Raw genomic sequence first — 12978 nt, 5'->3', positions numbered from 1 at the left:
GTGCTTTCTTCTTTTCAGGGAGAGGTAATGCTGTTATGCTTGCGCGAGAAAGCTTCTGGCCGCTTCGGCATCTATTGGTATCAAGGACTCCGATGCGCATTCTGCATCTTCTTAACCATTGCGGAAAAGCTAACGGCCATGTGAATGTTTCAGTTGACATGGCTTGTGCCCAGTCGATGAGCGGTCATGTTGTAGGCTATTGCTGTGCTAAGGGAGATTTCATTCCACTTCTCACGAATGCCGGTGTGCAGACCTTTAGGGTTGAGGAACCACACCGCAGCATTAAGCAGTTTTTCAAGGCACAGACCGATTTATGGCGCGCGATTAAAAATTTCCAGCCGGATATCGTACATGTTCATATGGCAGCACAGAGCGTACTCATTCAACCCTACCGGCTATTCGGCTACAAGGTCGTTACTACGGTCCATAACGAGTTCGATCGCTCCGTCTGGCTTATGGGACTAGCCTCCCGCATCGTTACGGTCAGCAAGGCAGGCTATGAAAGCATGGCCCGCCGCGGCTTCAGTCGCAAGAAAATCCGTATCGTGCTCAATGGTTCTATCGGCTCTTCGCGGCTTAAGCAGGATTTTATCCGGGCGCAGGTTCAGCACCCCGCCATCGTCACAGTTAGCGGCCTGCATCCCCGCAAAGGCATTGCCGATCTCTTACATGCCTTTAAAAGCATCAGAGATTCTTTTCCAGACGCCAATCTTTATCTGCTCGGGGAAGGTCCTTGCCAAGTGGAATACGAGGCGCTTGCCACCACTCTTGGCATCGACGCCAGCACGCATTTTCTCGGCTTCCGAGACGATCCCCGCGAATACCTTTTTGCGTCCGATATATTCGTCCTGGCCTCACATTCGGATCCAGGCCCGCTAGTAGTCGCAGAGGCGCGCAACGCAGGGTGCGCCATTGTCGCAACGAATGTAGATGGCATTCCAGAAATGCTTGACCATGGCGATGCCGGCCTGCTTGTGCCACCAAAGGATCCGGCTGCCCTCGCTACTGCCATCAAATACCTGCTTGCAGATCCCGCCGAACTTAAAAGGTATTCAGCTATGGCCCGGAGGGGCGTAGAACGTTTTACTATCGCCCGCGTCTGCCGCGAGATGGACGAAGTCTACCGTGAACTCGTCTAAGTAGCTTAGTGCAGCGTGAGTACATTCTCGGGATTACAACGCCTGCATAGTAAATCAAAAATCCCCCGCCAATTTCCTCTACACCGGCCTATACGATCTATAAACGGCTCCGGCCGAAGCAACCTAATATGATTGGCTAGAAAATTCTTTGTTACCAATATTAACGCCTTAACCGGACGCATCGTTCCCTTGCGAACCAGATAAATAGGATTGATTATCTGCGAATAACCCAACGCGGTGCCCTGCGTGCGCCCTTTGTTTACACCGCGATGAACACCAGCGAAGGCATTTGTCCTCACTGTACTGCCCTTCTTCATTATCTGACCGGTGAAATCCACATCCTCTTGCCAACCGTAAAGCGGCAGCGTCTCGTCGAACCTGCATGCCCCTATAGCCGCACTGCGAAACACCATATTGCAACCATACAGTTCTCCGGTGTGCTCTACCTTGGCCGGCTGCGCCTTCACTCGTTGTTCTTCGTACGCGCGAACTGTCTCCAAGGCTTCGTTATAGCTTATTCCACCCCGCTTCACCCCGTCGCGCAAAACTAGGCCCGTTGCCGCCACAATATCCGGCGCTAGAGCAAAGAGCCGTGCCATCCCTTCAAGGGCATCACTCACTGGAATGAAATCATCGTCAAAAAATACAATAAGATCTGACATAGATAAGGCAAGTTCCAGTCCGCGGTTACGTTGCTGAGTCAAGCCCTTTGGCCCCATTACTACATTGATATCTGGCGGTAACCCAGGTGGTAAGTCAGAAGGCTGTTCAACGGACAAAATGATCGAAAACGGCGGAAGCGTCTGGACGGCGAGATGCGACAAAAGCTGGCCAATTTCCTCGGCACGGCGGATGGAGGCGACGACGATGGCTATGCGCGGCGTTGGCGTGATCACGGCCGGAGTCAAGGGGACACCAATTCCTTCGGGGCTAAAATGCATTTTTGCCGCAGAAGCCAACGAAAGCGGTCTTTATAAGAATAGAGATATCCAGAACGAAAGACCAGTTTTCGATATAATATAGATCATGCGCCACACGTTGCTCGATCTGGTGCAACGTCTCGGTCGGCCCGCGCCAGCCATTCACCTGCGCCCAGCCAGTAATTCCTGGCTTCATCCGATGCCTGGCGGCATACGAAGGAACTGAATCGTAATAAAAATGTCCGGCTGCGGTTGCCTCCGGCATATGAGGACGCGGGCCTACCATGGACATATCTCCTAGCAGTACATTGAAGAGCTGGGGTAGTTCATCGAGGCTCAGCTTACGCATCAATTGTCCGAAGGCAAAAATACGTGGATCGTTGCGTACCGTCAGCTCGCCTGTATCGCAGGCTGCTACATGCATTGAGCGGAACTTGAAGACATGGAACTCCCGATTACGGTAGCCAATGCGGCGCTGCCGGAACAGCACCGGTCCAGGACTGGTCAACTTTATACCAATCACGCAACAGACCATCACCGGCGCGAACAGCAGTAGCGCCACCACAGCCGCCATCTTGTCAAATAACATCTTTATGAACCAGCCTGAGCGGTCGATCGGGAAGTCGCAAATCGGGAGCAGATGAACACCGGGTAGCGCTCCAAATGGCGCATTCCAGTTTCGTAACGAACTAAGATCCATAGCCCCCGGTAGTAGCGCCACCTTCAGCGGCTGCATCCGGAGTCGGTGCACCAGTCGGCACATGGATTCGTTGTTCTCCAGTGGCAATGCAATCACAACCGTATCAATTTCATTGTGCTTATGGTAGGCAAGAAGATCATCAATATTACCGCCAACCGGCACGCCGGCCACGCTGCATTGCCTATCCTGATCGTCGAATACCGCCTTTACTCGTACGCCTAAATGGTCGGCTTTTACACGTGCGATGAATTGCGCCGCCAACTCTGTTGCACCTACCAGCACGGCGTCATGCACCAGCAGCTCCTGCTCAACCCCGTACCGGAAAAGCATGGCCAGCGTACGGCGTGCTACGATTAACGCTAGCCCACCAGCACCGAACCAAAGCGCAAACACTTCCAGATTCATTTTTATCAAATAAATATTTATATGAACCAACGGCCAGAGCAACAATGTATAAACGACGAGTACAGTCGCCAAAAGCCATCCCCAGGCGCGACCGAAATATCTCAAAAACCGTCGATAGTTTCCGATGGTTTCGACGCGGTATAGACCAGCGGCGTAAAAGAACATCAGGGCAAGAAAAATGAGGCTGCTATGCCTGCTGAAATCATTTCCAAAAGATAAAGATGAAATGAAAACATGCGAACCTAAATTGCGGTCTAGCGTAATCAGGATGGAAATATCCACCGCTACCGCCAGGAATACGAAGAAATGGGGTGAGACCGCGGGAAGGTAACGCCCAAGGCCGCTTGCACTGATCGCGTTGATTTCGCGCCGCGTTTCCGTGAACAGCATCCGTACCACGGAATTCTCACTCATGACTACTCCATTTAAGGCAAAAGGCGCGCCAATCTGGCTATGCGTTGTGCTGTAGCAAGAAGCGATACGGTACTTTAGATTGAGATAAATTTCCCAGTCGTCCACACTATAAAACACTTCGCAATCGCAACAAAGCGGATTGAGGTGGCGGGAGTCAAGCGCTTTTTAATCAGACTAAAATGGAAAAATTGATTATTTCTGAAACAAACCACAACAAACATCTGATTATTCGATCATAAACTTATTGATACACATCAATTTTGTAAAAAATTAGTAGAAAAATTCAAGATACCTAGACATGATACGAAACCAAAACTGTATATGAATCATCCTAGCAGCCAGAATGAGTCGTTTCATGAAACTAATTCATATTTATATCAATATTATTTCGACTTGCGATTCCTGGCTAGACAACGTCAAAGCGGCGGGTCGCAGGTGGCTATGAGCAAGACACACCATTACCTCGCGCTTGACGGGTTGCGCGGCGTCGCGGCACTTGGGGTGGTTGCGTTGCATACAACGGAATATTTCCGTCTGCCGGTGCAGCCTGGTCACGCCTATCTTGCGGTCGATTTTTTCTTCATGCTGAGTGGCTTCGTCATCGCCCATGCTTATGATTCACGGCTGCACCACGGAATGGGAGTTCTGGAGTTTCTCCGAATCAGGCTCATTCGCCTGCAGCCGCTAGTTGTTCTCGGGGTGGCTCTGGGTTCGGGGGCCTATCTGTTGCGTGCCCTTTTCGGCGGGATAGATCCAATCAGCGTATTGCAGGCAGCCTGCGCCAACGCGCTACTGCTACCCACCCCGGCGCTGCTCACGCTGCGCCCTTGGGCGTTCCCCATCGACACGCCGTTATGGTCCTTGAGTTTCGAAATCTGGATCAACATCCTCTATGCGCTTCTGTTCCGGTTTCTGAATAAGCCAACACTCAGCGTAGCACTCCTCGCCGGGGCCGGACTCGTCGCATCCGTCGCTCTAACCTTTGGCGGGCTCAATGTGGGTTTTGCTTGGCAGAGCTTTTATCTCGGCAGTGCGCGTGTACTGTTTCCCTTTGTCATGGGCGTCATGCTGGCACGCTACGCTGGCGGCCCAGCACACCTTACCTGGGGCCATAGTGGTTTCCTGCTACTCCTGCTCCTGCTGTGCGCCCCGGCCAGCCACGGCGGCTGGTTCGACCTTGCCGCCGACCTTGTCGTCTTTCCTGCTATCGTTCTGGCTGCATCCATGGCTCCGGCCAGCAGATGGTTCGATCCACTCTGGCGCCAACTTGGGTTGCTCTCTTACCCGCTCTATGTGGTGCATTATCCCTTTGTTGTCGTCTTCTCGAACCTAAACAAATCATCCCATACTAGCATGACCACCACATGGCTTGGTGCGTTGGGAACCATCATAGCGGTGCTTGGATTTGCGTACCTTGCGGAGCGGTTCTACGATGCGCCGTTGCGCGCCTGGGCCTCACGCCGCTTGGCGTCAATGCCGGCTGGCCAGATATCTAAAGCCAGAACAAACGATAGACCAACCAGATGAGACCTGCCCACAGCAGCAGCGACAACGTCAAGATCATGACCAAGGCTGGCCCTGGCGGCACCTTCGGGCCAGCAAGAAAGCGCAGCCAGCACCGCTTCATAAGGCCAGGCGAAACGTCCATCCGCTCTGCCCCGGCAGAAAACTCATGGTTGGCGCCGTTGTTGTTGGTCTTCCGGGAGTCGCCGAGCTGTTGTGCCATGCGCCGTACCGCCATTTCCATTATATCAAGTAAGAAGTTCTATCAATTCTGAACCCTGGAGGCAACATGTTTATATACCTTAAGTTGCATCTAAAACTACACTGATTCAGCTTATAGAATTTTATATTGATACATATCCGCGACCCGCTTTTCGGAACCCCACAAAAATTATGAATAAGTAACATATTCTAGCGCCGAACGTTTCATAAGGCGATGAAGAATTTCCCTCGTGAATTGAGCAAGTGTCCGCACGGACTGTCTTCGGCCTGAGGCCGCTGGCCGATCAGCATCTCCCCGCACTTCACGATAATCATCGCCGCCTACTTAGCCCCTGTCAGGGCTCATTCGACGGTTTGGGATAATTAATAACGAAGGATTTCCCGCTTATCGCAACGACGAAGCAGTGCAGACGAATCAGAAGTCATGGATTTTACTGGCGGACCCGGCGCGATTCGAACGCGCGACCTTTGCCTTCGGAGCAATTTGACCTAGCCATCCTAAATGCACGCTAGGGCACGCCATGATACTACAACTGCTTGAAACAGCTAGACTATTCTGTTCTTCGCCCCGAAATGTTTATCCGAAAGTTCGCTCCGATATTCATTCGGCTGCTTCCGTGGTGCTTCCGCGGAAGCAGCCCTTCCGCGGCGAGGGAGACGTCACATGCCGAGGCTGACCAAGCGCACCGTGGACGCGGCCGGCGTCCGAGAAAAGGACTACTTCCTCTGGGACGATGAGTTGCCCGGCTTTGGGCTGCGCATCTTCGCCTCCGGCAAGCGCAGCTACCTCGTCCAATATCGTGCCGCCGGACGGACACGCCGCTACACCATCGGTCTGCATGGCGTGTGGACGCCGGAGACGGCCCGGCAGGAAGCGAAGGTGCAGCTCGGCCGCATCGCCAAGGGCGACAATCCGGCGGAGGAGCGGCAGCTGGACCACCAGGCGATCACCGTCAAGGAACTTTGCCAACTCTATCTCAAGGATCTGGACGCGGGGCTCATCCTCGGGAAAGGCGGCCGCCCGAAGAAGCCGACGACGATCGTCACCGATACTGGCCGCATCGAGCGGCACATCATCCCGCTGATCGGCGCGCGGCGAGTGAAAGATCTCGTCAAGGCCGACATCAACAAGGTGTTGAAGGACATCATGGCCGGCAAGACGAGCGTGTCGGTGAAGACGAAGAAATTGCGCGGAAGAGCCATCGTTCGCGGCGGCGCCGGCACCGCAACGCGAACTGTTGGGCTGCTCGGCGGGATACTCACCTACGCCATGGAGGCCGGCATCGTCACGGCGAATCCGGTCCACGGCGTTCGTAAGCCCAAGGACAACGTGCGTGCTCGCCGTCTGACGGAAGACGAATACCGCACTTTGGGGGAAATGCTGCGCAAGGCCGCCGAGACCGAGAAATACGCGATGACCGTCGACATCATCCGCCAGATCGCGCTGACGGGCTGCCGGAGAAGCGAGATGATTGGCCTCATGTGGACCGAGGCGGACACGGGCGCCAGTTGCCTTCGTCTTGCCGACAGCAAGGAAGGAGCATCCGTCCGTCCCATTGGGCTCCCCGTCGTCGAATATCTCGAAGAGCGGCGCAAGACGCAGACGGGAACCTATGTATTTCCCGGCCCGCGCGCGGAGGATGCTGCGTTCGGCGGCTTCCCGAACCACTGGAAGCAGATCTTCAAGGACTCGCCGCTCGCCGACTTCACACCGCACGTCCTGCGCCACAGCTTCGCGAGCATCGCCAACGACCTGGGCTTCACCGAAGTCACGATCGCGGCGTTGGTCGGCCATGCGAAGGGATCGGTGACGAGCAAATACATCCACACGCTCGACACGGCGCTCATCATGGCGGCCGATACGATCTCGGGCTACATCCAGGGCCTGCTCGACGGGCAAGCATTCAAGCAGACAGCCTATGCCCTCGACCGGGATTCCCGGAAGGCAGCGTTGGCGCGCTTCCTCCAGTCGGCGGCCGGCGTAAACGAGGAGTTGCCCCTTGCCGCGTAGCCGGCACCGGCCCGGCCCTTCAGCTATGCGCTCGGGGCGCTTCATCTATGGGGACTGATATGATATGAGATCGCGTTCTCAAATTGCGTCACGCAAGGCGATGAACTGATTGCTCGCTCCCTCGCTTCTCATGGCCAAGTGTTCGCTGTTCGATGCCAGATAGGCCAGTGGCCGCGTCAGATTGAACGGGAATAGCACCGGTTGCGATTGCAGGCTTGAAATCGCCAGCGGTTTGCCCGCGTAGCGCAAGGCGGCTTCGATCAGCCATGCCGTCAGTTCATCATTCTCCACCACGATGGGGGCCAGACGGGACACGCGCTTGCCCTTTTCGACTCGCGCCACGGCACCCCAACCAGCCTGACTCTGGATGACCATATTGGTCATCCGGTAGGTGCCTTCGCGCTCGCCGTAGGTCTCGCTCATGCGCCGATGGATTTCGGCGGAGGCGCAATCGCCTTGCAGAGCGGACAGGCGCCCGATCAGTTCGGCCACCTTGCCGAAGAACGGATAGGTGGCAACCGCCATGCCCCAATGCACCGCCGCGACCGGCACGTCCGGGTGCGCCTTGAAGATTGCCGCGCCACGATCCGCGTAGTCCACCAACTCGACGCGCGGTTCCAGCCACAGACGCTTCAACACCGTGCGCGTTTTCGTTCGCGCGGCGGCCCCCAACCCGGCGGCATCCAACAATGCCTCCAAGTCTCCGGGCCGGGCTAGTCCAGCGCGAACCATCAGCGCGGTCGTCGCCCATTCAGGAGCAATGAACCGATCGAAGCCTATTCGGGGAGCCTGCGTCATCATTCAAACTCACCCGATGCCAGCTATACTTGAGACCCTCACGAAGGGGACGATCAGTTCCTCGACAGACACGCCGCCGTGGACAACCACCTGATCGCCAGAGGGAACGAACGCACTGCGTCCTCCAGCGAATAGAGGTTTGAAGTTCGCAGGCAGCCCCGCAACGTCCAGAGCGAGCGTGCCCGGATAAGCGGCCGCCGATTCGGCGCGCAATGGCTCGCTTCGGTAAACCCGCACACGCTCGCCGCGTGTTTCCGCTATCACCCCCTGATTGGGCCTGCCGATGCCGGCAGCATCGACATTGCCGTGGTCCGCCGTGACGTAGATGCTGAAACCTTCACCCAGCAGGAAGGCGAAGAGGCGTTCAACAAAGCCAGTGTCGAGCCAGCGTCCGATCCAGAGCGCTACATCCTCTTTGGATCGCTCCTTGTGTAGCCGTTCATCCACCTCATCAATGACCAGCCCCAGAACCTTGGGTTTACGGCTGGCGATCTCGGTTTCCAGGGCGTCCAGTTGCTCGACCTGGTGTAGTGCGCGGCGGTACATTACGTCGCCGGGCATAACGCCTTCGTTCAGCCAGTACGCCTTCCACAAGGCTTCTTCCTTGTTGGTGTGGTCTAACGAATCGTCGAACTCGCGCGGACGTAAGCCCGAGAATAGCGCCTGACGAGATACCGACGTCACCGTGGGCAACCACGCGAAGGCTGTGCTCTCGTCGAATGCCAAAGGCTGCTGGCCGGCGATCAGATGCTCCCTGATCCGTACCCATTGATCGAAGGCCAGCCCGTCGAACACCAGCAGCGCTACCTTGGCTTCGCCCGCGCTACGGCGCTGCCGCAGGAAGCGCGGAACGTGATGCACCATCACCGGGCCTTTGATCGCCGGTTGCAGGATCAGGTCGGCGTAGTGGCCGGCGACAATCCACGCCTGCAACCGTTCGTCCGTCAGCGCCTGGATCTCCTTAATGCGCTCCCGGATCGCGACCATCCGTTCACCGGCATCCTTGCTCGGCAATTCGTGCACCCGGCTCAGCATCTCTCCATAGCGTTTGGCGAAGTCGCCCCACAGCTTGTGCGGGGCGGCGGCTTCCGGCACCGCTGCGGCAAGCGCCTCGATGCCCTTTTCCGCCAGCGCGAATTGCGACCACACATCCTCGACGATGCCTGCCTTGATCCAGCCCGGCATGGCGGTGGGAACGTCCGATACCGCCAGCGGATGCAAGCTGCCGTCGAGGAACATCGAGTCGATGATGGCGCGCACGTCGGTATGATCGAAGGGAATCTCGATCTCCATGCCGATCTCGCCTGCGCCAAAGGACGGCGGATCAGGCTCGGACATGCGCCTGACTTCCAGCTTCAGCTTTTCCAAATAGCGATACCAGGCGTCCTGCACCACGCGTAGCAGCGCACTCCTGGATGACAGCCACTCTGCAACCGGATGGCCGACGAGCAAGCCTCTGCCGCGCAGGATGGCCGCTACATGCTCGGCGAACGGCTCCGGCAAGGCACGGCTGGCGAAGTGCAGCCGCAGCACTTCGCGCCAGAAGTCCACGGGCGCGCGGATGGATCGCGGCGTCAACTGATAGACGTGTTCGAGAATGAAGTCCTTCGTCTCGCTTTCACCGCGCGCCGACTGCAACTCGGTCTGATGCGCGTCGAACAGAATTCCCAGCCGTTCCGGTTCCACCTGCCGCACAGCGCCGTAGGCCAACTTGGGGAACAACTCGGCAAGATTCAGGCGCACCGCAGGGCGGGCGTTATGCACGATGTCCCATGGCAGATCGTTCGCGTTGTCGTGGCGCAGATGTACGATTAACGCTGGTGATGGCGCTGGCTCGTCGGCGTCCCACGCCGCACGATACCGTTCCTCATATTCCGCGCGAAACCCGAACGGATCGTCGTATCCCATCACCTCGAAACCGCGGGCTCGCAATTCGGACAGCAGCTTCTCGTCCAGCAGCACACCGTCGGGATCGCAGGCCACCCACAAACGGGAAAGATCGGCGGTGAAAGTACCAAGAATGCGCTGATGCCATTGGTTCATGACGCACGCTCGCTGATGTTGCCGCCTTTGGCGTCGATCCGCACCATCGTCACGGCATTCAGCTCCGGTACGCTGGATTCCATATCGTCGAGCGCGGCCAGGCGTGCTTCGTGCTCATTTTGCAGACGGCGACGGCGGAACTGGCGCACGGCGGGCAGGCCGATGCGTCCGATGGCCTGATTGCGTGCGTCGAAGGCGTAGGCGGCGCGATCCCGCTCCTCCTTGATATGGGCGCTATGTTCCTCCGCCAGCGCCGCGAACAGGGCTTCGCCTTGCGCGCCGGCCACCGTGAACGACGTTTCGAACCAGCGCGCCGAATCCTTCGCGTCCGTCACCGACTGCACGGATACAGTTTCGGTCAGCAGCAAATCCCAAATCCGCTTGGCGGTGGGCACGAAGGGGCGGCCTTCGTCATTGACGAAGACCGGCAGGAAACGCTTGCGGTTCGCACCCGGCCCCGCCAGCCCGATCTCCCACAACGACCAGATGCCGTTGACCGAGTCGGGCAGACCGGTCAACTGGATCACCGGTAGGGGTTGGCCCGCCACGAAGCGCGGCACGTCGCTGATGATCGCCCGCGCTCGCGGATCTTCCATCGTCAGCCATTCCGCTGCCGGGTTCTCACCGGCGGTGCGCGCATCGAAGCACGCCTGCGGCGTCTCGGCGCCATCGGCCCAACGCACGCGCCAGAGATTGCCTTCTTGGGTCGCCGATCCGCCACGCGTCGCCAGTCCGTTGGCGACAGCGCGTTCCAGCCAGAACTGAGCCGGGTGGTCGCGCCACTTGCGCGCTTGCTCCGCGTCGAGATCGTGCGGCACAGCCAGTAGGTCGCTGTTCCGGTTCGATTCTGCCAGCGTGGTCCGCAACTGCGAGACCACGCTGTCGCATTCGCGCTCGATGGCTTCGGGGTGTTGGAGGCTCTGCACGAACAGCTCATCGAACACCGGCTCCACTTCCGCCGAATCCATGACGTCCGCCGCCTTGTCCACGCCGAACTCCTCGGCGATGACGGCGAGCTTCTCCTCCAGCACCTGCCGGACACGGTGCTCCACCGTGTCTTCCAGCACGAAGTTGAGAGCGCGCACGACGTGCTTCTGGCCTATGCGATCCACGCGGCCGATGCGCTGTTCGATGCGCATCGGGTTCCACGGCATGTCAAAATTGACGATGACATGGCAGAATTGGAGGTTCAAACCTTCGCCGCCCGCATCGGTGGAAATCAGCACCCGCGCGTCCTGCGCGAAGGTCTGCAAAGTTCGTGTACGGGCTTCCATGTCCATGCCGCCGTTGAGCGTGGCCACCGTGAAGCCCCGGCTTTCCAGATAGTCCGCCAGCATCGCCTGCGTGGGCACGAACTCAGTGAACACCAGCACCTTCAGCGCCGGGTCGCCTTCTTCCTGTTGCAGCTTGTAGATCAGCTCCAGCAGGCTTTCGGCTTTGGCATCCGTGCCGGCGGCCTCGGTGGAGCGCGCCAGCGCCAGCAGCGTTTCGACCTCCGACTTCTCCAGCTCCAGACCGCCCGCTTGCAGCGCCAGGTCCACCTGTGCTTCGCCGTCGAGATCGGCCCATTCTTCCGGGCTGAACGTGTCGAACAGACGCGCTTGGGTCTGCGGCGTGTCCAGCACCGCCTGGCGCTTTTCCAGCGTGGCGCGGATCGCGGCGGTGCTGGACGTCACCAACCGCTGCATCAGGATCATCAGAAAGCCAATATGGCGCTGCTTGGCCGCCAGAGCCTGATTGTAGCCGTGGCGCACATAGTTGGTGACGGCTTCGTACAATTGCTGCTGCGCCACGTGCCGGGCCTGCCACGCGACGGCGTGCAAGCGCGTGAGTCGAGGGCGGAACAGCGGTTGTCCCTCGGCATTGATCGCCGCGCGCTTTTCGGTGCGGATCACGAAGGGCTGCACGCGCTCGCGGCTGACGCTGCCCTCCTCGGGGAAGGTGTCCCGGTCCAGCAACTGCATCAGGCGCATGAACTGGTCGGTCTTGCCCTGGTGCGGCGTGGCCGAGAGCAGCAGCAAATAGGGAGAGGCTTCGGCCAGCGCCGCCCCCAGCTTGTAGCGTGCCACCTGATCGGTGCTGCCGCCCATGCGGTGCGCTTCGTCGATGATGACCAGATCCCAGGCCGCCGACACCAAATCCTCGAAGCGCTCGCGGTTGTATGTCTGGATCTGATCCAGGCTCCAGCCGCGCCGCGATTCCAGCGGCTTCACCGAATCCAGCGCGCAGATAACCTGGTCGTGCATCCGCCACGCATTGTCTTCCGCGCTGTCTCCGCGCCATTGACGCAGGGCCGCCAGCGATGAGGGATCGACGAAGTGGAGCGGCTCGCCGAAATGCTGACGCATTTCCGCCTGCCATTGCCGGACCAGTCCTTTGGGCGCGACCACCAGAATACGTTTGGCGCGGCCGCGCAGCTTCAACTCGCGCAGCACCAGGCCCGCTTCGATGGTTTTGCCTAGCCCCACTTCGTCGGCGAGCAAATAGCGGATGCGGTCCTGTCCGACGGCACGGTTCAGCGCGTAAAGCTGGTGCGGCAGCGGGATGACGCTGGATTGGATGGGCGCCAGCAGCAGATTGTCTTCGAGCGCGTCCTGCAACTTCGCCGCCGCCGTGGCGTGCAGAATCTGCTCCACCGTGGGCCGCACGCTGGAAAGCACCGCCAGTTCCGCCGCCCGTGCGCGCAGCACGGCGTCCTTCGCCGGCAACCACACGCGGTAGGCCGCTTCGCCCCACAGCGCCAGCCGCTCGACCACACGGCAGGGCGTAGCCTGCCGCGTGTGCCAGCACCAATCGCCGATGTCGAAGCCGCCTTCCGTCACC

Annotated in this window: 9 protein-coding genes; 3 read left to right on the top strand and 6 right to left on the bottom strand. The window is 58.5% G+C overall.

All coding sequences use genetic code 11. The features are described 5' to 3' along the window. Positions 1–92 precede the first annotated feature (92 nt). Complete coding sequence (locus tag HNP71_RS11420) at positions 93–1139, top strand: glycosyltransferase (protein WP_183267051.1); 1047 nt, start codon at positions 93–95, stop codon at positions 1137–1139. A 5-nt stretch (positions 1140–1144) separates the two neighbouring features. On the opposite strand, the gene HNP71_RS11415 is transcribed toward HNP71_RS11420, so the two are convergent. Then, complete coding sequence (locus tag HNP71_RS11415; protein ID WP_221246829.1) at positions 1145–2098, bottom strand: glycosyltransferase family 2 protein; 954 nt, start codon at positions 2096–2098, stop codon at positions 1145–1147. Next, a complete protein-coding gene (locus HNP71_RS11410) occupies positions 2070–3578 on the bottom strand; it encodes an undecaprenyl-phosphate glucose phosphotransferase (protein WP_183267050.1) in 1509 nt (502 codons plus the stop codon). The genes HNP71_RS11415 and HNP71_RS11410 overlap by 29 nt, the downstream gene beginning before the upstream one ends. Before the next feature lie 441 nt (positions 3579–4019). On the opposite strand from HNP71_RS11410, the gene HNP71_RS11405 reads away from it, so the two are divergent. Then, complete coding sequence (locus HNP71_RS11405; protein ID WP_183267049.1) at positions 4020–5105, top strand: acyltransferase family protein; 1086 nt, start codon at positions 4020–4022, stop codon at positions 5103–5105. On the opposite strand, the gene HNP71_RS11400 is transcribed toward HNP71_RS11405, so the two are convergent. After that, on the bottom strand, positions 5071–5304 hold the full coding sequence (locus tag HNP71_RS11400) for a hypothetical protein (protein WP_183267048.1): 234 nt from the start codon (positions 5302–5304) through the stop codon (positions 5071–5073). The genes HNP71_RS11405 and HNP71_RS11400 overlap by 35 nt on opposite strands. A gap of 663 nt (positions 5305–5967) precedes the next feature. Here HNP71_RS11400 and HNP71_RS11395 point away from each other — a divergent pair. Continuing rightward, complete coding sequence (locus HNP71_RS11395; protein ID WP_183267047.1) at positions 5968–7314, top strand: tyrosine-type recombinase/integrase; 1347 nt, start codon at positions 5968–5970, stop codon at positions 7312–7314. A 78-nt stretch (positions 7315–7392) separates the two neighbouring features. Here HNP71_RS11395 and HNP71_RS11390 read toward each other — a convergent pair whose 3' ends face one another. The 3 genes from HNP71_RS11390 to HNP71_RS11380 are packed head-to-tail and all read right to left on the bottom strand — an operon-like array spanning position 7393 to position 12977. After that, the gene (locus HNP71_RS11390; RefSeq protein ID WP_183267046.1) at positions 7393–8115 is read right to left on the bottom strand and encodes a hypothetical protein; all 723 of its coding nucleotides are present in this window, start codon (positions 8113–8115) and stop codon (positions 7393–7395) included. A 6-nt stretch (positions 8116–8121) separates the two neighbouring features. Next, positions 8122–10155: a BREX-3 system phosphatase PglZ gene (gene pglZ / locus HNP71_RS11385; protein WP_183267045.1), complete on the bottom strand. Its 2034-nt coding sequence runs from the start codon at positions 10153–10155 to the stop codon at positions 8122–8124. After that, the gene (locus tag HNP71_RS11380; RefSeq protein WP_183267044.1) at positions 10152–12977 is read right to left on the bottom strand and encodes a helicase-related protein; all 2826 of its coding nucleotides are present in this window, start codon (positions 12975–12977) and stop codon (positions 10152–10154) included. Before HNP71_RS11380 ends, pglZ begins: the two co-directional genes overlap by 4 nt. Position 12978 lies beyond the last annotated feature (1 nt).

It is taken from the genome of Acidocella aromatica, assembly GCF_014201825.1.
Classification (GTDB): Bacteria; Pseudomonadota; Alphaproteobacteria; order Acetobacterales; family Acetobacteraceae; genus Acidocella; species Acidocella aromatica.
Note: the sequence above shows the minus strand (reverse complement) of the source record. Positions and strands in the feature narration are given on the sequence as shown.

What these genes read in the sequence shown, in the direction of transcription:
- HNP71_RS11420 (WP_183267051.1), top strand. Translation starts at nt 93, where the DNA reads ATGCGCATTCTGCATCTTCTTAACCATTGCGGAAAAGCTAACGGCCAT.
- HNP71_RS11410 (WP_183267050.1), bottom strand. Translation starts at nt 3,578, where the DNA reads ATGAGTGAGAATTCCGTGGTACGGATGCTGTTCACGGAAACGCGGCGC.
- HNP71_RS11405 (WP_183267049.1), top strand. Translation starts at nt 4,020, where the DNA reads ATGAGCAAGACACACCATTACCTCGCGCTTGACGGGTTGCGCGGCGTC.
- HNP71_RS11400 (WP_183267048.1), bottom strand. Translation starts at nt 5,304, where the DNA reads ATGGCACAACAGCTCGGCGACTCCCGGAAGACCAACAACAACGGCGCC.
- HNP71_RS11395 (WP_183267047.1), top strand. Translation starts at nt 5,968, where the DNA reads ATGCCGAGGCTGACCAAGCGCACCGTGGACGCGGCCGGCGTCCGAGAA.
- HNP71_RS11390 (WP_183267046.1), bottom strand. Translation starts at nt 8,115, where the DNA reads ATGATGACGCAGGCTCCCCGAATAGGCTTCGATCGGTTCATTGCTCCT.
- pglZ (WP_183267045.1), bottom strand. Translation starts at nt 10,155, where the DNA reads ATGAACCAATGGCATCAGCGCATTCTTGGTACTTTCACCGCCGATCTT.